The organism is Vibrio sp. 661, from assembly GCF_033339315.1.
GTDB lineage: Bacteria > Pseudomonadota > Gammaproteobacteria > Enterobacterales > Vibrionaceae > Vibrio > Vibrio alginolyticus.
Map to the genome: position 1 here is coordinate 247,440 of NZ_JAWOUJ010000005.1, position 22,108 is coordinate 269,547.

17 protein-coding genes are annotated in these 22,108 nt (G+C 45.7%); 5 read left to right on the forward strand and 12 right to left on the reverse strand.

What is annotated here, in order from left to right; translation table 11 throughout:
- Positions 1–2 precede the first annotated feature (2 nt).
- The 6 genes from accD to fabB form a co-directional block, all read right to left on the reverse strand.
- Positions 3–929 (reverse strand): acetyl-CoA carboxylase, carboxyltransferase subunit beta, encoded by a 927-nt coding sequence (accD, locus tag R7P69_RS12800; protein WP_005380583.1) that lies wholly within the window; start codon positions 927–929, stop codon positions 3–5.
- 197 nt (positions 930–1,126) lie between these two features.
- Positions 1,127–1,921 carry a tRNA pseudouridine(38-40) synthase TruA gene (truA, locus tag R7P69_RS12805; RefSeq protein ID WP_170897252.1) on the reverse strand — a complete coding sequence of 265 codons (795 nt, stop codon included), beginning with the start codon at positions 1,919–1,921 and terminating at the stop codon, positions 1,127–1,129.
- Between the two features lie 142 nt (positions 1,922–2,063).
- Entirely contained in the window at positions 2,064–6,359 is a 4,296-nt protein-coding gene (locus tag R7P69_RS12810; protein ID WP_238952067.1) for a FimV/HubP family polar landmark protein, read from the reverse strand.
- 197 nt (positions 6,360–6,556) lie between these two features.
- A complete protein-coding gene (locus R7P69_RS12815) occupies positions 6,557–7,570 on the reverse strand; it encodes an aspartate-semialdehyde dehydrogenase (protein ID WP_238952068.1) in 1,014 nt (337 codons plus the stop codon).
- Positions 7,567–8,700 (reverse strand): 4-phosphoerythronate dehydrogenase, encoded by a 1,134-nt coding sequence (locus R7P69_RS12820; protein WP_005380560.1) that lies wholly within the window; start codon positions 8,698–8,700, stop codon positions 7,567–7,569. Before R7P69_RS12820 ends, R7P69_RS12815 begins: the two co-directional genes overlap by 4 nt.
- Before the next feature lie 340 nt (positions 8,701–9,040).
- Entirely contained in the window at positions 9,041–10,252 is a 1,212-nt protein-coding gene (gene fabB / locus R7P69_RS12825; protein ID WP_005380557.1) for a beta-ketoacyl-ACP synthase I, read from the reverse strand.
- Between the two features lie 128 nt (positions 10,253–10,380).
- On the opposite strand from fabB, the gene mnmC reads away from it, so the two are divergent.
- Positions 10,381–12,399, forward strand: coding sequence for a bifunctional tRNA (5-methylaminomethyl-2-thiouridine)(34)-methyltransferase MnmD/FAD-dependent 5-carboxymethylaminomethyl-2-thiouridine(34) oxidoreductase MnmC (gene mnmC, locus R7P69_RS12830; RefSeq protein ID WP_238952070.1), 2,019 nt, complete (start codon positions 10,381–10,383; stop codon positions 12,397–12,399).
- A gap of 75 nt (positions 12,400–12,474) precedes the next feature.
- On the opposite strand, the gene R7P69_RS12835 is transcribed toward mnmC, so the two are convergent.
- From R7P69_RS12835 to R7P69_RS12845, 3 genes are all read right to left on the reverse strand, one after another.
- Entirely contained in the window at positions 12,475–12,999 is a 525-nt protein-coding gene (locus R7P69_RS12835; RefSeq protein WP_005380552.1) for an NADPH-dependent FMN reductase, read from the reverse strand.
- Positions 13,000–13,145: 146 nt separating this feature from the next.
- Positions 13,146–13,409 (reverse strand): YfcL family protein, encoded by a 264-nt coding sequence (locus R7P69_RS12840; RefSeq protein WP_017635933.1) that lies wholly within the window; start codon positions 13,407–13,409, stop codon positions 13,146–13,148.
- A 25-nt stretch (positions 13,410–13,434) separates the two neighbouring features.
- Positions 13,435–13,965 (reverse strand): elongation factor P hydroxylase, encoded by a 531-nt coding sequence (locus R7P69_RS12845; RefSeq protein ID WP_005380546.1) that lies wholly within the window; start codon positions 13,963–13,965, stop codon positions 13,435–13,437.
- Positions 13,966–14,297: 332 nt separating this feature from the next.
- On the opposite strand from R7P69_RS12845, the gene R7P69_RS12850 reads away from it, so the two are divergent.
- Positions 14,298–14,921, forward strand: a complete 624-nt coding sequence (locus tag R7P69_RS12850) for a trimeric intracellular cation channel family protein (protein WP_005380544.1) — start codon at positions 14,298–14,300, stop codon at positions 14,919–14,921.
- A 223-nt stretch (positions 14,922–15,144) separates the two neighbouring features.
- On the opposite strand, the gene aroC is transcribed toward R7P69_RS12850, so the two are convergent.
- Both aroC and prmB read right to left on the reverse strand, forming a co-directional pair.
- Positions 15,145–16,230 (reverse strand): chorismate synthase, encoded by a 1,086-nt coding sequence (gene aroC, locus R7P69_RS12855; protein WP_017820803.1) that lies wholly within the window; start codon positions 16,228–16,230, stop codon positions 15,145–15,147.
- A 179-nt stretch (positions 16,231–16,409) separates the two neighbouring features.
- Positions 16,410–17,342 (reverse strand): 50S ribosomal protein L3 N(5)-glutamine methyltransferase, encoded by a 933-nt coding sequence (prmB, locus tag R7P69_RS12860; protein ID WP_005380541.1) that lies wholly within the window; start codon positions 17,340–17,342, stop codon positions 16,410–16,412.
- A 62-nt stretch (positions 17,343–17,404) separates the two neighbouring features.
- Here prmB and smrB point away from each other — a divergent pair, with 62 nt between their 5' ends.
- Positions 17,405–17,935: an endonuclease SmrB gene (gene smrB / locus R7P69_RS12865; RefSeq protein WP_005380539.1), complete on the forward strand. Its 531-nt coding sequence runs from the start codon at positions 17,405–17,407 to the stop codon at positions 17,933–17,935.
- A 96-nt stretch (positions 17,936–18,031) separates the two neighbouring features.
- On the opposite strand, the gene sixA is transcribed toward smrB, so the two are convergent.
- Positions 18,032–18,496, reverse strand: a complete 465-nt coding sequence (gene sixA, locus R7P69_RS12870; RefSeq protein WP_005380537.1) for a phosphohistidine phosphatase SixA — start codon at positions 18,494–18,496, stop codon at positions 18,032–18,034.
- 374 nt (positions 18,497–18,870) lie between these two features.
- On the opposite strand from sixA, the gene R7P69_RS12875 reads away from it, so the two are divergent.
- Together R7P69_RS12875 and R7P69_RS12880 are read left to right on the forward strand one after the other, a co-directional pair.
- Complete coding sequence (locus R7P69_RS12875) at positions 18,871–21,648, forward strand: insulinase family protein (RefSeq protein WP_238952072.1); 2,778 nt, start codon at positions 18,871–18,873, stop codon at positions 21,646–21,648.
- Positions 21,649–21,815: 167 nt separating this feature from the next.
- Positions 21,816–22,070, forward strand: a complete 255-nt coding sequence (locus tag R7P69_RS12880) for a hypothetical protein (RefSeq protein ID WP_005384444.1) — start codon at positions 21,816–21,818, stop codon at positions 22,068–22,070.
- Positions 22,071–22,108 lie beyond the last annotated feature (38 nt).

The window sequence follows — 22,108 nt, forward strand, 5'->3', positions numbered from 1 at the left end:
CTTTACCCTTTTTCGTCCGCTTCTGGTACAGAATATGGCTCTTCATTTGGAGATTCGTTAACCGAAACCACCAAAGGAGACTTGTGGTTAGTCATCTTAGCGATAAGACCACCCACACGCTGACGCATTTCACGACGGTCAACGATCATATCAATAGCACCGTGATCAAGTAGGAACTCACTACGCTGGAAACCTTCAGGAAGATCTTCACGTACAGTTTGCTCGATTACACGACGACCAGCAAAGCCAATGAGGGCCTTAGGTTCACCGATGTTGATATCACCCAACATAGCCAAACTTGCTGATACACCACCCATTGTAGGGTCAGTTAGAACAGAAATAAACGGCAGACCTTTTTCTGATAAACGCTCAAGCGCAGCACTGGTTTTTGCCATTTGCATAAGAGACATTAAAGCCTCTTGCATACGAGCACCACCACTTGCTGAGAAACAAACAAGCGCACAGTTATTTTCAATGGCTGCATCCACTGCTTTCACAAAGCGAGCACCAACGACTGAACCCATTGAACCACCCATAAAGGAGAATTCAAACGCACACGCCACAAGCGGCAGACCAAGCAATTCACCCTGCATCACAACTAGCGCATCTTTCTCACCGCTATTTTTTTGTGCAGCAGAGATACGCTCTTTGTATCGCTTAGAATCTTTAAATTTCAGTTTATCCTGTGGCTCAAGTTCAGAACCTAATTCAACTCGATTACCTTCATCTAAAAATGTTTCCAAACGACGACGCGCTTTCATACGCATGTGATGGTTACACTTTGGACAAACTTCTAAGTTACGCTCTAGTTCAGCATGGTATAAAACCTGTTCACAAGAGGTACATTTAGTCCACACACCTTCTGGGATAGAAGCTTTGCGTGAACTTACTAGATTGCTTTTCTCTAAAATCTTTTCAAGCCAACTCATGGAAGACCTTTTCTCTCAACTCTTCCGCTTCATTGCGAAAGATATAAATTCGACATAATACCGACGGATTAAACCATATCTTGCAGCTACTGTAGATAAAAAACTGGTTGTACCTATTTTTGATATCGTAAATAGCGTATGTTTTCCGTTCACATTCAATGTAAACACTACCGATATTTTGAAATAAGTTTGTAAAATTAGTTCAAATTATCTGGTAAAAACAGTGGACCGATCGGCACTTCAGGTAACCCAAACTCTTCTGGGTAGTCTACATCTACCAGGTACAGACCTTCCGCTTTCGCTGTCGCACCCGCTAGTTTGCGATCTTTGGCTTCTAATAACCACTTGATCCATTCTGGTTTTTCTTCGCCACGACCTACCTTGATCAGGCTGCCAGTAATGTTACGCACCATATGGTGGACAAAAGCATTCGCTTTAATGTCAATCACGATGTAATCACCATGGCGGGTCACATTAAGGTGCATCAAGTTGCGGAATGGGCTCAACGACTGGCAATGCGCAGCGCGGAATGAACTAAAGTCGTTCTCACCTAACAGGTACTGACCTGCTTCATGCATTTTCTTCTCATCTAGCTCACCGTGATAGTGGCTAACGCCAGAATTTAAAATACCAGGACGCAATGCGTGGTTGAAGATGATGTAGCGGTAACGACGTGCGGTTGCTGAGAATCGAGCATGGAAATCATCGTTCACTTCCACTGCCCAGCGGACAGCGATATCACTTGGCATGTTCGCGTTTGCGCCCATGGTCCAAGCTACCATTTTTCGAGTAACGTTGGTATCAAAGTGCACAACTTGTCCCGTGCCATGCACGCCTGCGTCTGTCCGACCAGCACACTGAACTTCAACTGGGTGATTAGCGACGACGGACAATGCTTTCTCTAGCTCTTCTTGGACACTTTTCACTTCTCTTTGGCGCTGCCAACCAAAGTAGTTTGTACCGTTGTACTCGATACCTAATGCGATTCTCATCTTAACCTTCGAACTCTAAAATGGGGCGGGAAGTATATACTCAAGTCACCTCAAGTTGCCAGTTTCACCAAGGGTGACATAAAGGTAGCATCCTACTAACGGGACACAAAAAGGGTAGCAAACGCTACCCTTTTGTTTCGGTTTATCGGCCATTAATGGCGTCAATCAGGCTTTTTGCTTCGCGGCGAATATCATCCTCACCGTAAACAATCGCCTCTTCTAGTAGTTTAATCGCCCCTTGAGAATCGTTCATCTCGAGATAGATTTTAGCCAAATCCAGTTTCCCAGCCGCTTCAGCATTGTTATCTACGTCAATATCGCCGATCTCGCCGATAACATCTGGAAACTCGTTCAATCCGACATCGAGCTTAAGGTCTTCTTCTTCGAACTCACCACCTTCTCTGTCGACCTGAGCCATCAATTCATCAATCGTCATAAATTGATTTTTCTTCGGGTCGAAGTCATCCAAGTCGCTTTGCTCTGCCCAGTTCTCTTGCGCGATCTCTGGCTGACTTAGTGCATCACTCGAATTCCAAACATCACGCTGGTCCTCAGGCACTTCTTCAGTAGAACTTACGTTATCAGCAGCGGGTTTAAAGCCATCCCAATCATCTCCAACATCAAGCATGGTTTCAAAATCCATACCTGCACTTGCGATGGTGTCACTGTCTAGTTTACCTTCAAATACTTCTGAGTTTGCGTCTTCCGCAAGAAGGTTAGCCATTGATGATTCATCATCCAAATTACTGAGCGGCTCACCCTCTGTCGCTGTTGGCTGCACTTCTGGGTCAGTATCAAAGCCGTTTTGCTGCGCAAATACTTCAAACAAAGCATCATGATCGTTATCGGCTTGAATAGCCGGTCTCGATGTCTCTGCTTCAACCTTAGGGCTCTCTGACGCACCCTCGTTCATTGACGCGAGAACATCTTCCTCATTGAACTCTGGAAGATCTTGGTCGTCAAAACTTAACTCTTCATCCTCACCGGAGATTGGTTCTATATCTGCAGTCTCAGAGCTCGGTAATTCTGGCTCTTCTTCCATCGACGCCAAGGCATCTTCTTCGCTGAACTCTGGCAAATCGAGCTCATCAAAATTGAACTCTTCTTCGGACTCAGTTGGCAAGTCGGCTTCAACTTGTTCTAGTTCAATGGACTCGGACGTTTCTAACTCCGGCTCATCCACCATAGACGCCAATGCGTCTTCTTCACTAAACTCAGGAAGATCCAGCTCGTCAAAATTGAATTCTTCTTCTGATTCAGTTGGTAAGCCTGCTTCAACCTGTTCTGGCTCAACGGACTCGGACGTTTCTAACGCAGGTTCGCCAGCCATAGACGCCAATGCGTCTTCTTCACTAAACTCAGGAAGATCTAGCTCATCAAAATTGAATTCATCTTCTGATTCAGTTGGCAAGTCGGCTTCAACTTGTTCTGGTTCAACGGACTCGGACGTTTCTAACTCCGGCTCATCCGTCATAGACGCCAATGCGTCTTCTTCACTAAACTCAGGAAGATCCAGCTCATCAAAATTGAACTCTTCTTCGGACTCGGTTGGTAAGTCAGCTTCGACTTGCTCTGGTTTAACGGACTCGGACGTTTCTAACTCCGGCTCATCCGCCATAGACGCCAATGCGTCTTCTTCACTAAACTCAGGAAGATCCAGCTCGTCAAAATTGAATTCTTCTTCTGATTCAGTTGGTAAGCCTGCTTCAACTTGTTCTGACTCAACGGACTCGGACGTTTCTAACGCAGGTTCGCCAGCCATAGATGCTAGAGCATCTTCTTCGCTGAATTCTGGAAGATCTAGCTCGTCAAAATTGAATTCATCTTCTGAATCGTTGGTCGACTCAGTTTCCGGCTCCAATTCAGGTTCATCCAGTAGCCAATCTTCTTCTTGTGGAACACCGAATTCATTTTCTATTGTATTTGGTGTCGGCGTGAAGGCTGGAATGTCTTCCTCTTGCTCAACGTGAGGCTGTACCTCAGCATCGGACTCCACGGATGGTTCTTGTGTTGAATCAGTATCGGTAGCCTCTTGTTGTAGTGATGAAGCTTCCTCTATCTCCGTTTGTGTTTTTTCAACTTGCTGCGGTAAATCGTCTTCACTATCAAATAGAGCGTCAAGTTCAGCAGAAAAATCCGCTTTTTCTTGTTCTGTTGGCAGAAGTTCTTCACTGTCTGACTCAAATAGGTCGTCTAGCTCGCTCATTAAAGGATCATTCTCTGGTGAGAGGTCCTCTAAATCACCAAGAAATTCATCGCTGCTAAATGGCTCTGAGGCAGCCTCTGGCTCGGTTAATGGTTGATCTTCTACAGCTTGTTGCGTGTCTGGCTGGCTTTCACTTAATAAAGCGTCGATGTCCAACCCAGACTCAATGTCCTGACCTTCATGAGTTTGTTCTGACTCAACTACGGGAGATGGCTTTTCGTCGGCGTCTGGCTCACCAAAACCAAGTGATTTCAGTAACTCTTCCTCTTCCGACTTATTCTGCTCTGGGCTCTCGTCCTCTCGAATCAGATCATCAAACGGATCTAAATCAGCTTCAGTCTCTTCATCAAGTTCAGAGGTAACATCATCAATGAGTTCATCCAGTAAGTCTGTGCTATCTGCGTCTAACTCTTCGATCGAGTCATCACCTTCAAAACCAGAGATTGCTTCTAGCTCGTTTAGTGGATCAAACTCGTCTGTGTCATCTTCATCAAAATCAATGAGTTCATCGAGTAGCTCTGTACTGTTTTCATCTAGAACAGGACCTTCATTGGCGTCAGCTTCTCGAACTTCCGATTCACTAGCCGGTTGTTCATACTGGGCCAATAGCTTATCGATATCGTCGTCAGATGCCTCTCCAACACTAAAGTCATCATCCGAAACGGGCTGTTTTAACTCAGGCTCATCAGTATCTAAATCGAAGTCATCGTTGCCAAGTTCAGCAAACAAGTCATCAAGCATATCCTGGTCGACAGTGTCACTTGGTAACTCTTCTGACGGCTCATCGGCTGCAAGTAACTCGGCAAATGCGTCGTCTGAAAGCGAGTCTGATTTCTCATTCACATCATCCGAAAGATCGAAGCCAGACTCATCGTCATCGAGCACTTCTAGTTCTGGAGCAACCTCATCTAAGGCTCGCTCCATTTCTTCTAAGCCAAGCGCTTTTTCTTCGCCGTTGACTTGGATACCATTGTTCGATGACTCAAACTCATCCAGACCAACATCTAGGTCACCGTCATCGCCAATATCTGCAAATGGGTCATCGTCCCCTTCCAGATTGAAATCAAGTTCTTCATCGTCGAGGTTAGCAAAGACGTCTTCTTCTAAATCTGACTTCTCTTCTTGTAAAGACTGTGTGTTGATATCTTCATCTGCAAACAATTCATCATCAAGCGTGAGCTCTTCATCAAGCTCATCCGCCGCCGCTAAACCGATTGGCGCCGCAAGAGGATCAACGTTTTGCTGTTCCTGTGCAGCCGCATCTTCCTCTTTCGCTTTAGAGCGTCGACCAAGAAGCATAACAACTAGCAACGCAATCAAAGCACCAGGAATTAATGCCGCAAGACCAACAAGCCAACCATTCGACAAAATTTTGTCCATGGTGCTTGGTTGCATGCGTTGTTGTTCAGCAAGGCGCTGGCGTTCTTCAGCAAGCAGCTTCTCGACTTCCGAGCGAATGCGTTCTTCGTCATTCAGCTCGCTTTTCAAAGTTTCGACTTCGCTTTGCACTTCTGACAGCATCAATCGAAGACGATGATTCTTCTCTTCTAATGACTCTAATTCACTTTGTGAGCCTTGAAGTTTGTCCTTTAGCGCACTGACCTGCTTTTCACCCTGCGGAGAGGTGGTTACTGGTGGCGCAGGGATGACGGGTATTGTTTTCGGAGTTGGTTTTGGCTCCGTTGCTGCCACTGTCTCTGGCTTAGCCGCAGGCTTGGGTTCTACTTTAATTTGTGGCTTTGGTTGCTCGGTGACTCGTTGTGCTGGCGTCGCTCTATTTGTCGGCTTCGGCTGTTTTAACTTAGCTTCATGCGCCTTCATAATCGCAACAGCTTGCGCTGTGGTCGCGCTTTGCACTTGCTCTAGAGAAGGTACTCGTAGCCGACTACCTGGGATCAATTCATGAATGTTTTGGTTCTCAAACGCTTGAGGGTTAATTCGGTAAATGGCAAGAAGCGTTTGTTGAACGGTAACACCGCGTGAAGGTCGTAATTCTGAAGCGATCGACCATAGTGTTTGATTTTCACCAGTCGGACCAAAGAAACGTGACGGTTGAGTATTCGCAGGAGGAGCAGGTAATGCTCGCTCAATATCTTCAGCATAGCTCGGAGATGATTGCACTTCACCAGACGGTCCAACAAGACGAATTCCTTCGGCTTGAACCACTGATGATGTCTGAGTCGCGCTCATCAACACAAGGGCTGCTAACAAACGCTTATAATTTTGACGCATAGAAGGCTCAGTTTTGTGCTAGATACAATTTGAAATGGTGATCGGTTAAATATATCGGATATCGCATGCAAAACTATAGCGTTGAGAATAAAAAATGTGTGGCTCTCGCCATATTCGTACTAATCTCACACTATTTTGTTTCGTTCGTACAAAAAAGCCTCGCACTGTGCGAGGCTTTGAAATGAACTGTAAGCGACTTAGTAGTAATCGCGGATCAGAACTTCTGCGATTTGCACCGCGTTAGTTGCCGCGCCTTTACGCACGTTATCAGCAACAACCCACAGGTTTACTCCGCTATGATGGCTGATATCGTTACGGATACGACCAACCATTACATGGTCCTTACCGCCCGCATCGCGAACTTGTGTAGGGAAGTCTTCACCGAGGAACACTTCGATACCGTCAGTTTGCTCAAGCAAGTTAACGACTTCTTGTGCATCGATAGGTGAACGAGTCTCAATGTGAAGTGCTTCTGCGTGACCGTAAAATACAGGAACACGTACACACGTTGGATTGACTGTGATTGATGGATCGTTAAAGATCTTCTGTGTTTCCCACACCATTTTCATTTCTTCTTTGGTGTAGCCGTTTTCCATCATCTGATCGATTTGTGGAATGCAGTTAAACGCGATCTGTTGAGAGAATTGCTTCTTGTCTGCGGGCAGACCGTTTAGCAGCTTCGCCGTTTGACCTGCTAGCTCATCAATACCCGCTTTGCCTGCACCAGATACCGATTGGTAAGTTGATACGTTAATACGCTCAATGCCCACCGCATCGTGAATTGGTTTTAGTGCCACCAGCATTTGGATGGTTGAACAGTTCGGGTTCGCGATGATGTTACGGTTACGAAACTCTGCAATCGCTTCTGGGTTTACTTCTGGCACAACAAGAGGAATGTCGTACTCGTAACGGAAGTGTGATGTATTGTCGATAACAATCACGCCTTCATCAGCGGCAATTGGAGCCCACTTGGCTGATAGCTCACCACCAGCAGAAAACAGTGCGATATGCGCTTGAGACCAATCGAACTCTTCTACGTTTTGAACGCGTACCGTTTTACCATTGAAGCGGTAAGTCTTGCCTTCGCTGCGCTCACTCGCGAGTAGGAAGATTTCGCCTACTGGGAATTTGCGCTCTTGAAGCACATCCAAAATTGTTTCACCGACCGCACCGGTCGCACCTAAAATGGCAACATTATATTGCTGGCTCATTGACTTACCTCAATCTGAAAACCTAGTTCTGCTAATGGAGCAAGGTTACATGTTTTGTTACCCACTAGCGTGACAGCGCTGTATTCACGGCGATCCCAGTAGTTTTTACGCATCAGGTCAAAAGCGCCTGGCTTACTGATTTCACGGCGGAAAAGAGCGTCATCTCTACGCACATCATAGATTAACTGCGTGATGTTATGCAGTGTTGCTTCGTCCCAAGCTCTGTCCAATACCATAGTAGGAACAGGCGCGGTTGGCAGTAAATCGCTGGCATGCGCACGTAATTCGTTATTTAAGAACTCACAGTAGCTGTTGAAAATCATCGTTGTACCGCGAGCTTTCCCTTCCAAGCCGTAGCCTGCAACGTGAGGGGTTGCGAATGCTAGCAGAGGCAGAAGCTCCATATCAACCTCTGGTTCAAATTCAAATACGTCGAGTGCCGCTGTAAAGCCATCATTTTTCAAAAGACGTTGCTTCAAAGCAGCGTTGTCAACGATGGGACCTCGAGCCGCGTTAATCAAAATTTGATCGCTGCGGAGACCATTTAATACCTTCTCATCAATCAAATGATGCGTTGGGTATGGGCCATCTTTGGTGATTGGCGTATGTAGTGTAATGATGTCTGAGCTTTCAATCAGTTCTGTCAACGGAGTAAAGCTACGAGGATCACCAGCCTCTTGTTTGAATGGGTCATTGATGAGAACTTTAATACCCATGCCTTTCAAACATTTCTCTAGGTAGCTACCTACTTGGCCTGCACCAATAATACCTACCGTCTTGTCAAATACCGAGAAACCTTGTTGCTGAGCGAGCACCATCATCACGCTGAACGCGTATTCCGCTACACCCACTTTGTTACACCCTGGCGCAGCAGTGAAGAAAATGCCTTTCTCTTTTAAGAGTGCTTGGTCAACATGATCCATGCCTGCCGTGGCCGTACCAACAAACTTCAGCTTGTTTGCTTTGCTGATCAGGTCAGCATTCACTTTGGTGACTGAGCGAATCATTAGGGCATCAACATCCACTAAATCATCGGCGGTCAGTGTACGACCTGGTTTTAGAATTACGTTACCGAGTTGGCTGAATAGTTCTTCAGCATACGGCATATTTTCATCAACAATAATTTTCATAGCGCCAGCGTTCTAACATCCATTTGTAAGAGTTCGTTTATTCGCAAGATGCGAAACTAAAGCGATTGTGCCCTTTTCCCGAAAAATCTCAAGATATAACACCAATAAACCTCAAGGAGGTAACTTCTATAGAATCAATTGACGGGAAGCCTAGAGAAAAGCAGAAACAGAGAAAAGAAAAAGCCCGGCTAAATAGCCGGGCAAAGTTCCAGAACAAAAGGATCCTATCCCGCTCTCCATGGGATAGAGTCTGCGTCTGTTCGATCAGTGTGACTGATCAAGCTCTGGAAACTGGATTGTTGGCGTTTACAGTACTCTCGCAAGGCGCCAACAAATTCAGTTAACCTTGGTACTTTTTAATAACCAAAGTTGCGTTTGTGCCGCCAAAGCCAAAGCTGTTTGACATTACGGTCGTTAGCTCTGCATCACGTGCTTCTGTCACGATGTCCAGACCTTGTGCTGCTTCGTCCAAGTTTGAAATATTGATGCTTGGAGCAATGAAGTTTTTGTCTAGCATAAGTGTTGAGTAAATTGCTTCGTGCACGCCCGCTGCGCCGAGTGCGTGGCCAGTCATTGCTTTTGTTGCAGAGATTGCAGGGCTGTTCTCACCAAACAATTGTTGGATAGCACCAAGCTCTTTCACGTCACCAACTGGTGTCGATGTGCCGTGCGTGTTGATGTAATCCACACCATCAACGTCTTGCATCGCCATCTTCATACAACGAATTGCGCCTTCACCTGATGGCGCTACCATGTCGTAGCCATCTGATGTCGCACCGTAACCTACGATTTCACCGTAGATTTTCGCACCACGTGCCAGTGCGTGCTCTAGTTCTTCAATAACCAGCATGCCGCCGCCGCCCGAGATAACAAAACCGTCACGGTCTGCATCGTATGTACGAGATGCTTTGTCTGGCGTGTCATTGTATTTGGTTGACAGTGCGCCCATCGCATCAAACATCATAGTTTGAGACCAATCTAGCTCTTCGCCGCCACCAGCAAAAACAATATCTTGTTTGCCTAGTTGAATAAGCTCCATAGCATGGCCGATACAGTGTGCAGATGTTGCACATGCAGAGCTCATTGAGTAGTTCACGCCACGAATCTTAAATGGCGTAGCAAGACAAGCAGAAACAGTAGAAGACATAGTACGAGGAACCATGTAAGGACCAACTCGCTTTACGCCTTTGGCGCGCATCGTGTCTGTCGCTACCGTTTGATTGTATGCAGAAGCACCGCCAGAACCTGCAACGATACCGGTACGATCGTTTGAAACCTGCTCTTCTGTAAGACCAGCGTCTGCGATTGCCTGCTCCATTGATAGGTATGCATAAGCAGCCGCATCACCCATAAAGCGCATCTGCTTACGGTCGATGTGTTCCGCCGGGTTGATTTTTAGGTCACCCCATACTTGCGAACGAAGACCGTGTTCTTTGAACTGCTCAGATGCAGTGATGCCAGATTTGCCCGCTTTAAGAGACGCTAGAACTTCTTCGACGTTGTTACCGATACTTGAAACAATACCCATACCGGTGATTACGACTCGTTTCATTATGACATTCCTATAATTCAAAAATCCGCTAGATGATAACTAAGATAGTCAACAAAAGTGGTCAGCTTTCCCATAAATTCGTACAATCGCCCCATTCTTACCGCGCCAAATCACAAATTTGCACCATTATGACTTCAATAAAAAACGCAGAACTTGGTTGGAACGAAGCTGGTACTCCGGTTTCAGACCAATTTGATGATGTTTACTTCTCTAACGTAAACGGTCTTGAAGAGACACGCTACGTTTTCTTAAAACAAAATCATCTCCCAGAAAGATGGCAGGAATTTGACCAAAGACGTTTTGTCATTGGTGAAACAGGATTTGGCACGGGATTAAACTTCTTAGCAGTATGCCAGTGGTTTAGTGAGTTTCGTCGTCAGCATCCGGACGCAACATTGAAAGAGCTGCATTTTATTAGCTTTGAAAAATACCCATTAAGCAAAGCCGATTTAAAGAAGGCGCATGAAGCTTGGCCTGAGCTAGCTGAGTACGCGGAAAAGTTACAAAAGCACTACCCTGCCGCTGTGCCGGAGTGTCATCGCATTGTTTTAGAAGACGGCGCAATCACACTCGACCTTTGGTTTGGTGACATTAAAGACTGCATGCCGCAAGTCCCATACAACGAACAAGGTTTGATTAATGCTTGGTTCTTAGATGGATTCGCGCCAAGCAAAAACCCAGAGATGTGGAACCAAGGCCTGTTCAACAACATGGCAAAGCTAGCCAAGCAAGATTGTACAGTTGCCACGTTTACCGCAGCAGGCTTTGTACGTCGTGGTTTGAACGAAGCTGGCTTTACAATGAAAAAGGTGAAAGGTTTCGGCACTAAGCGAGAAATGATCGCCGGCTCTATGGAGCAAGGTGAAAAGCAGTCGAACCATCTCCCTTGGTTCAATCGCACAGCATCTAGCAATCTTGATTCGATTGCCATCATTGGTGGTGGTATAGCCAGCGCGGCGTTAGCGAAAACGTTAGTTCGTCGTGGCCAAAACGTCACCCTTTACTGTAAAGACAAACAACCAGCCAAAGGAGCGTCGGGTAATCGTCAAGGGGCCGTGTATCCATTGTTGAACGGTCCCCATACTGGCGTTTCGCGTGTGTTTGCTCCTGCATTTTTGTTCGCACGTCAGTTTGTTGAACAAGCAGCACAAGAGATCGATTTTGATCATGACTGGTGTGGCGTAACTCAGTTGATGTGGGATGACAAATCCACAGACAAACTGGAGAAAATACTTGCGGGTAACTTCACACCAGAGCTCATTCACAAGCTGTCCGCCGAGGAGACTGCGAACACTATCGGGTTACCTATTGATATGGCATCTGTGCACTACCCAATGGGAGGGTGGCTGTGCCCTGCCGAGTTAACTCGTGGGTTAATAAAACAATTGGAGAAGACGTCGTTACTCTCAACGAAGTTTGAACACCATGTTGAGGCATTAGATTGGGATGAAAAGCGTCAGCTCTGGCTACTAACAGCGAGTGGTCAAACATTTGAGCACTCAACGGTTGTGATTGCGAACGGCCATGAGTTCCAGACATTGAGTCAAACCGCTTCCCTACCAATGGGACAAGTGAAAGGACAAGTCAGTCATGCGCCAGCAACCGAAACGCTGAGTCAGCTGAAAACGGTGTTGTGTTACGACGGTTACATGACACCTGTTAACCCAAGTAATCAACACTTGTGTATCGGTGCAAGCTACGACCGCAGTCACCTTGACTACGAATTTGATGAAAACGCCCAAAAAGATAATGCAGAAAAGCTAGTGAAATGTGTACCGAATCAAACATGGGCAAAAGAGGTAGATATCACTGGTAATCAATCTCGCCAAGGTATTCGTTGTGTTAGCCGAGATCACTTACCATTTGTCGGAAATGTGGGTGACTTTGAGACGATCAAAACGCAATACACCAACTTACAAAATCAAAAAGAAGAAGAGGTAGAAACCATTCATCAGTACCCTAACCTATTCTGCTTCTTAGGTTTAGGATCTCGTGGACTGAGCTCTGCACCATTATTAGCTGAAGTGTTGGCCTCCCAGATCTGTGGGGACCCGCTGCCATTACCGGTTGATGTATTGACCGAACTTCACCCAAGTCGAATGTGGGTTCGTAAACTAAGAAAAGGCAAAGCCATTACCGAGCTGTAAGAGTATTCTCTGTTTTGATTCCCGACACAGACACGTGTCGGGAATCGCTAACTCATTAAGTCGCTCGTACTGAGATTACTTCAGCAGTGCAACTGCCTGTTTCACTTGCTCTGCCACTTCTGGGTTTACAACCTTACCCGATTCCACGTCAAAATTTTCGTAGAAGCTCGGCACAGATAACGATGCCTTTACATCCGCGCCAAAAAATTGTGCAGAACCTGTCGCCGCCGCAAGAACACTTTGCGCACCACCGGGACCTGGGGAAGTTGCTAAATAAACGACAGGTTTGTTTTGAAATACATTACGCTCAATGCGCGTCGCCCAATCGAACAAGTTTTTATAGGCCGCTGGGTACGAACCGTTGTGCTCTGCGAAGGAAACAACGAGAGCGTCAGCCTCCGCCAAGTCACGTAAAAACGCGACAGCCCCTTCAGCTTGACCTATTTCTTTCTCTTTGTCCTCGCTAAACATTGGCGCTTGATAATCGTTTAAGTCTAGAACATTCACTTGAGCGCCTTCGACTTGATTTGCTGCGTATGTAGCAAGTAGTTTGTTGATTGAGGTAGAGCTGGTAGATGCACCAAATGCGACAATTTTCATGGTTGTAATCCTTTGTTCACGTTTTATGCTGATCAGAATAAAAGTTGAACAGTTTCGCTACAACCACAAAAATTTTATGGAGAGGTTCGAATTTTTCGAAGTAGTAAATGACTAGGATTAAATAAAGGGAGAACGCTGCTTAGGGACTAAGCCTGAGCCTGGAGCTCCTGCCACAAATCACTGACAATCACGCGATCGGCCGGGCTTAACTCGGTACGCGCATTTTCTAAGCTGCTCTCAATGCGTGACTTCAGCTCAGTAATATCGCTAATCCCTTCTTCTTCACAAGACGCCGCGGATAAAGAGATGTGACCACGTAAATAACCACCAGCAAACAATTCATCGTCAGATGCTGTTTCAATTCGAGCATCAATCAGTTCCAGTAGTTTTTCTTCAAATTCAATAATCATGGTGTATCTCTGAGGTTATTAGTGGTTATTTAACGCAAAAGTCCGACGCTTCCAGTGGCTTAGTTTGATAAAATGCGCGCAGGGCATCAGAAAGCATTTTCACTCGCAAAGGCAAGCCAACGTCCAAAATACCTAGCACTTCTTTATGCACTTTTTTCATAAAGCCGAGCCTATCTGGTTCAAAATCGCCGTGTAGATTGTCACAACTCACCGTAAAAGGGAAGCCAGCGCTTTGTGCCAGAATCCATTCATAAGCTTGAGGTCGCACTTCAACTTTCTCAAACTCCGCTTGAACTTCTGCTGTTCGCCCATCAGGTTCATACCAATAACCAAAATCTTCCAGCAAACGACGCTCTGGACCAGCCACACACCAATGCGAGATCTCGTGTAAAGCAGAGGCGTAAAAACCCCGAGCAAAAATAATCCGATGATGAGGGTGTTCATCATCAGCAGGAAGATAAATAGGCTCATCACCACCTAACTCTAATTTCGTATTAAATTGTTCTAAAAAGGTGTCATTAAAAATGGTGATTAAGTCTTGGTATTCGTGGGTCATCGTCGAGTTTGTACTTCAGTTTGACATGCGCTGCATATTGTCGCTGTTTTTAGCTATGAGGTAAAGGCAACCCCACATTTTTGGTTATTAGTTGAATTTATCTGAACATCGCTTTCTCCATACAATTTCTCATTCGTCAGCGTACTTATTTACCACTACACTCTCGCCTTATTTTGATGCCGTTCAAACCGCTATTTTTAAGCCGTTTGATTACAAGCATGTTGCTGGTTTTAATCACTTTTTAAGAGAGATAGAACCGTTTGTAAGTGTTGTTACTTCGCCTACGCTGATTCTCGTAGAACGTAGTGACTTTTTACGTTGAGTGTTTCCCTATGTTGCTAAGTGTGTTGTATATCATTGGTATCACGGCTGAAGCCATGACAGGTGCGTTAAGTGCTGGTAGAAGAAAGATGGACTGGTTTGGTGTTATGTTGGTGGCCAGCGCAACGGCCATTGGTGGTGGCACCGTACGTGACATTCTATTAGGCCACTACCCTCTTGGTTGGGTAAAAAACCCAGAGTTCCTTGCAATTACGTGTGTTGCAGGTGTGCTAACAACAGGTTTAGCGAAATGGGTGATTAAGCTGAAAGGTCTGTTCATTCGCCTCGATGCACTAGGTTTAATCGTGTTTAGTATCATCGGAACAAAAATTGCGATGGGCATGGGCTTGCACCCTGGTATTTGTATGGTTTCAGCGTTAGTAACTGGTGTATTCGGTGGGCTACTTCGTGACTTAATCTGTCGCCAAACACCATTGGTACTGCATGAAGAGCTTTACGCTTCTGTCGCTCTTATCGCATCAGGAATGTACTTAGCGCTATTAGAATTTAATGTTCCCGATGTCACTGCCACGATCATTACACTGGTTACTGGTTACATGCTGCGTATGGCTGCAGTGCGCTTTAAGTGGCGTCTGCCTTCTTTCCATTTGGAAACCGAAGGCTCGATTCATTAAGCAAAAACTACTTAAACAAAAAAGGTTGCCTGATAAAATTGTGCCACCCGCGATTCAGTGAGTGGCATAATTTTATATTCAGTCATCCTGAACAGCGACGAAGGAGCATGATTCAGGATCTATTATCCGAGCACTCTGTTGTCAGAGATGTTTCTTTCTCTTTTCATCGTGCTGAAATTAGATTCCTAGTCTCGCTATAGCTCGCTGGAATGACACAAAGCTCTTAAATCTTCGGTGTTTCAGTTGTTACGCCATGGTTTTGACCACGGTGGCGTAGTAAATGATCCATCACCACAATTGCCAGCATCGCTTCTGCGATAGGCACAGCACGAATACCCACACATGGGTCATGACGACCTTTGGTGATCAACTGAGTTGGTTCACCTTCTTTTGTGATGGTCTCACCCGGCACAGTGATACTTGATGTTGGCTTAAGCGCAATGTTAGCGACAATGTCTTGACCAGTCGAGATACCGCCAAGAATGCCACCCGCATGATTACTACCAAAACCTTCAGGAGCAAGCGTATCACGGTGCTGACTGCCTTTTTGGTTTACCACGTCGAAACCGTCTCCGATTTCCACGCCTTTCACCGCGTTTATGCTCATTAGTGCGTGCGCGATGTCTGCATCCAAACGGTCAAATACGGGTTCCCCAAGACCAACAGGCACGTTAGTTGCCACAACCTGGATTTTTGCGCCAATAGAGTCGCCTTCTTTTTTCAGGTCACGGATAAGTTGGTCAAATGCTTCTACTTTGTCAGCATCAGGGCAGAAGAATGCATTGTTCTCGATTTCGTTCCAATCTACCTTGTCGATAGATACATCACCCATTTGTGACAAGTAAGCACGAATCTCAACACCAAACTCATCTTTTAAGTATTTCTTCGCGATTGCACCAGCAGCCACACGCATTGCGGTTTCACGAGCTGAAGAACGGCCGCCACCGCGATAGTCGCGGATGCCATATTTTTGGTGGTAAGTGTAATCAGCATGACCCGGTCTGAACTTATCTTTGATGTCAGAGTAGTCTTTTGAGCGCTGATCGGTGTTTTCAATTAGCAAACCGATCGATGTGCCCGTGGTTTTGCCTTCAAAAACGCCAGAAAGAATTTTAACTTCATCCGGTTCACGACGTTGTGTGGTGTAACGTGATGTGCCTGGACGACGGCGGTCGAGATCAATTTGTAGATCTGCTTCTGTAATTTCCAACCCCGGAGGACATCCGTCTACGATACATCCCAGTGCGATACCGTGACTTTCCCCGAATGTCGTCACTCGGAAATGTTGTCCGATACTGTTTCCTGCCATTACTTCCTCAAGTTTTTATCGCCACGCTCTCTCAAAACAGAGCATAGCTGCTTTCCAATTCTTCGTGGATTCATAGTGGCTTTATTACGTTTTGATGTAAAGAGTTAATATCGGCGAGGTATGCATAAAAAAACACCGAGCATAAAGCTCGGTGTTTTGATGTTTAGTGCAAGACTCTATTAGTCTTTGTACAGTTTAAACTCTTCTGCACACTCAACCAGCTGGTCACGCGTTAGCATAAACACGCCATGACCGCCGTTCTCGAACTCAATCCAAGTAAATGGAATCTCTGGGTACTGTTCCATCATATGAATCATTGAGTTTCCGACTTCACAAATAAGAATGCCGTTATCTGTTAGATAATCTGGCGCGTTAGCAAGAATACGACGCACTAGTTTTAGACCATCCGTACCCGCAGCTAGCCCAAGCTCAGGCTCATGCGTGAACTCATCTGGCAGGCTGTTCATGTCTTCTTCATCCACATATGGTGGGTTGGACACGATTAGATTGTATTTCTCTTTTGGAAGATCACGGAACAAATCAGAGCGAATTGGGAACACTTGCTGCTCCATGCCGTGATCTTGTACGTTTTGCTCAGCCACTTGTAGAGCATCTGTAGAGATGTCGATAGCATCCACTTCTGCTTCAGGGAAAGCGTGCGCACAAGCAATCGCGATACAACCAGAACCCGTACATAGGTCCATGATGCGCGTAGGCTCTTCCACCAACCAAGGTTGGAATTCCGCTTGAATCAATTCGCCGATAGGAGAACGTGGCACAAGTACACGCTCATCAACGAAGAACTCAAGACCGCAGAACCATGCTTTGTTTGTTAGGTATGCTGTTGGCGTACGCTCGTTGATGCGTTTTACTACGCGCTCAACAATACGCAGACGCTCGCTTGTCGTTAGGCGAGAGTTCAATACGTGCGGAGGCACATCAATCGGCAAGTATAAGGTTGGCAGGATAAGCTGAACTGCTTCATCCCACGCATTATCAGTACCATGACCGTAAAACAGGTTCGCTGCATTAAAGCGGCTTACCGTCCAACGAATCATATCTTGAAGGGTATGCAGTTCCGATACCGCTTCTTCTACAAAAATCTTATCCAAAATTGCCTCCGAAAAGCGCTACAATACTGCCAATAAAGTTTATTAATGAAATTGTTTACCTAATGAGCAAAAAAGACACCGAGAACGATGACGATTTCGCCTTGTTTCAGGAAGCAGTACAGGGCGTAAAAAAGTTGCGACAGGATACCATAATCCAGCAACCAAAAAAAAATACTAAGCAAAAAGAAATCAAGCGCTCCAACCGTGAAGCGAGTGACTCTGAATTTTACTTTTCAGACGAGTTTGTCCCTCTATTAAACGATGAAGGTCCAACTCGTTATGCACGTGACGACGTCTCCACTTATGAAGTCAAACGTCTACGTCGTGGCGTGTATGTACCGGACGTGTTCCTCGATATGCACGGCATGACACAGCAAGAAGCAAAACGCGAGCTTGGTGCGATGATAGCCTATTGCATCAAAAACGAGATTCATTGTGCGTGTGTGCAACATGGTATTGGGAAACACATCCTGAAACAGAAAGCCCCACTTTGGTTAGCACAGCATCCTGACGTTATGGCTTTTCACCAAGCGCCACTAGAATTTGGTGGTGATGGTGCGTTGTTAGTGTTGCTTTCAATTCCTGAAAAGTAACAAGCTTGCTGTAGACACGACGAAACGAAAAGGCAGGGATCTCCTGCCTTTCTTATTCTGTCTCTAATTTGCAAACGCTTATTTTGGTTTAGACACTTATGGCGTAATATGCCATAGCACTTCACCATTTTGTGTTTGTAAATCATATTCAATGCACACTAGCCCTGATGTAGGAAACATCGGTGGTGTCATGTCTTTTACAAACTCTGAAGTCAGATAACCGACCAAAGGCAAATGCGATACGAACAAAAGCGAGTCCAATTGTTCGACTTCTATTAACGCACTTGCGAAATCGAAGACATGCTCGGACTGGCCATAAGGTGTAATATCTTCACAAGTTTCAATGCTTTTTGCAGAGAAATACGCACTGATCTCTTGCCAAGTTTGTTGAGCTCTAATGTACGGACTCACCAACACTTTATCGAATTGCGCAAAACCCTGTTCTTTACAGGCTCTCGCAACCGCTTCTGATTCGACTCTGCCTCTTGGGGTCAATTGTCGTGCTGCGTCTGAATCTGCAAAATGCTCGGCTTCACCGTGACGCATGATGAATATTTTCATGTTATTTCCTAGGGATAGCTAACGCTACCAAAAGGTTGACTGCTATCTTTATTAGATAGACGGGGCTAACTTTAACAATGACGAAACAAAAATACTGATATAATTATCTGTTCATTATACCAATTCGCTTGTTAAAGATAGCGACTTTCTTAACAATCTATTAAAAGAATGTACTCAGTTCATCACACTATTTAACTGTGCAATGAGTTCAGAGCATTCACTCAAACAGTTCTTCCCCATACGCAAACGCGATGGGCCTGTGCAGAAGTCTACGAATAACAAAAATACGGCAAGCAGTATTTGTCGAAACGCAAACTTTGCGCCCCCCGCGAGGGGAGCCTAAATTACTGTAATGCGAAATCTGGAGACGCATCGTGCATCTAAGTCCTAACGATTCAAATCAATACCGCTACATTACCTTGAGCAATGAACTGCGTGTACTGCTGATTCATTCCGATACAGCTCAACAGTCGGCAGCTGCTCTGGCAGTGAACGTTGGACACTTCGACGACCCAAACGATCGCCAAGGTCTGGCACACTATTTAGAACACATGCTTTTTTTGGGTACGGAAAAATACCCTAAAGTGGGCGAGTTTCAAAGCTATATTAGCCAACACGGTGGAACAAACAACGCTTGGACTAGTACAGAGCACACTTGTTTCTTTTTCAATATTGCTCCAAATGCCTTTGAAAGTGCCTTAGATCGATTTAGCCAATTCTTTACCGCACCTTTGTTTAACGAAGAAGCATTAGACAAAGAGCGACAGGCTGTCGACTCCGAATACAAGCTCAAACTCAATGATGATTCTCGTCGCCTGTATCAAGTTAACAAAGAAGTCATCAATCCAGAGCACCCGTTTTCAAAATTCTCTGTCGGAAACTTAGATACTCTTGGCGACCGAGATGGTAAATCCATCCGCGACGAAATTGTAGAGTTTCACCACTCTCAGTATTCCGCCGATTTGATGACACTGACTCTATTTGGGCCACAGTCGCTCGATGAACAGCAAGCTTGGGTAGAAACCATGTTTGCCGACATCCCAAATCACCGCCTTCGTGGAAAATCGATTGATGTACCGATAGGCACTGAGGAAAGCACGGGCATTTTGGTTCAAGTCGAGCCGCTCAAAGAGTTCCGTAAACTGATTCTCACATTCCCCATGCCGGGAATGGATGCGCATTATAGCGTGAAGCCACTCTCCTACTTTGCTCACCTGTTGGGTTATGAAGGAGAAGGCAGTTTGATGCTTCAACTCAAAGAAAAAGGCTGGATTACCTCTCTCTCAGCGGGCGGCGGCGCGAGTGGCAGTAACTACCGAGACTTTACCGTAAGCTGCACCCTGACGCCAAACGGCTTAGATCATGTTGATGATATCGTTCAAGCGGTTTTTCAATACCTCTCGATGATCAAACAAGACGGGTTAGATGAATGGCGCTATCTCGAAAAACAAGCGGTATTAGAATCGGCTTTCCGCTTCCAAGAGCCATCGCGCCCAATGGATCTCGTCAGCCATCTGGTGATCAACATGCAGCACTATCAACCGGAAGACACGGTTTATGGTGACTACAAAATGGCGGGCTACGATGAAGAGTTACAGCGTTCATTGCTGCGATACTTAACCATCGATAATGTGCGCGTCACTTTGATTGCTAAAGGCCTGGAATACAATCGTACTGCCGAATGGTACTTTACCCCGTACTCCGTCACGCCTTTTAGTGAAAGCCAACGTCGTTTCTATCAACAAATCGATCCAAGCTGGCAATTCGTCTTACCGGAAAAGAACCCTTATATTTGCTACGATCTCGACCCCATGCCACTCGAAAATGGTGATTCACTGCCAGAGTTGATTGAGGATCTCGAAGGGTTTCGGCTGTGGCATTTGCAAGATGACGAATTTCGCGTGCCCAAAGGTGTCGTTTATGTCGCTATCGACAGCTCTCATGCCGTTGCATCACCAAAGAACATCGTCAAAACGCGCTTATGTGTAGAGATGTTCCTCGATTCGCTAGCAAAAGAAACCTATCAAGCAGAAATCGCAGGGATGGGTTACAACATGTATGCTCACCAAGGTGGCGTGACCTTAACCCTCTCAGGGTTTAGTCAAAAGCTGCCTCAGTTGCTAGAAGTGATTCTGCACCGTTTTGCTTCTCGAGATTTCAGCCCTGCTCGCTTTGAAACCATCAAACAACAATTGTTACGAAACTGGAGAAATGCTTCACAAGATCGCCCTATTTCGCAGCTGTTTAACGCACTTACTGGGTTACTTCAACCCAATAACCCGCCTTTCGCAACCTTAGTCGAAGCGCTAGAAGAAATCGAAGTCGATGAACTCTCGGTATTCGTAGAATCCATTCTTGCAGAACTGCACGTTGAAATGTTTGTTTACGGAGACTGGCAACGCCAGCAAGCCCATGACATGGCTACGACCTTGAAGGATGCTCTAAGAGTTAACGAGCAACGTTATGAAGAGGCACTTCGCCCGCTCATTATGCTAGGTAAAAATGGCAGTTTTCAACGTGAGGTGCATTGTAACCAGCAAGATTCCGCGGTCGTTATTTACCACCAGTGCGAGGATATTGAGCCTCGTAGTATCGCGCTATACTCATTGGCCAATCACCTTATGTCGGCAACGTTTTTCCACGAAATCCGTACCAAGCAGCAATTAGGTTACATGGTAGGCACTGGCAATATGCCGCTAAATCGTCACCCTGGTATTGTACTATATGTGCAGTCACCTAATGCAGCACCTGCCGAGCTGGTTACCTCAATCGATGAGTTTTTAAATGCCTTTTATATGGTGTTGTTAGAGTTAAACGATTACCAATGGCACAGCAGTAAGCGCGGCTTGTGGAACCAAATAGCAACGCCGGACACCACACTTCGAGGTCGGGCTCAACGTCTTTGGGTTGCGATAGGAAACAAAGACACTGAGTTTAACCAACGTGACAAGGTACTTGCGGAGTTGAAGAAGCTGACGCGCGCAGACATGATTCGCTTCGTTGTGAACGAATTGAAACCTCGTACTGCAAATCGTTTGATCATGCACTCTCAAGGTCAAGCGCATTCGGAGGCTCCGCGCATCCATCTAGGACAAGAAATAGGATCGATTGAAGAGTTCCAACTTCGGCCAAAAGATTGCGGCTTGGGGTGATCTAGTTGCGCAGAAATAAAATTGTCGATTACTAGAATGAACCTACAAACCCATGAGGTTGTCGGTCTCATAGATTGAATCGGCACCATAATTGGCAGAAAATTGAAATTGCGCCATTGCGGCTTATGCTCTAATTACCGCACTAAAAATAACTTAATGAGGTAACCATGAAAAAAGCACTTTTACTTGTGGCTCTTATACTGCCATTGGCATCTGCTCACGCTGAAATCTCAGTCAAAGGCGATGGTTTCGAACTAAGTGACGACTGTGTGCGCCTTAGCGGAGACAATGTATCCATCAAATCAGATGATTGCTCTTCAAAACAGTGGAATGATAAAGACAAAAAAGGTAATAGCAGCGTTCATGGGGACGACAACCCTGGTAAAGGCCACAATAAAGATAAGAAAGACAAGAAGAAGTAACCATTTCTTCTTTATGAAAAAGGCTTGCCACTGGCAAG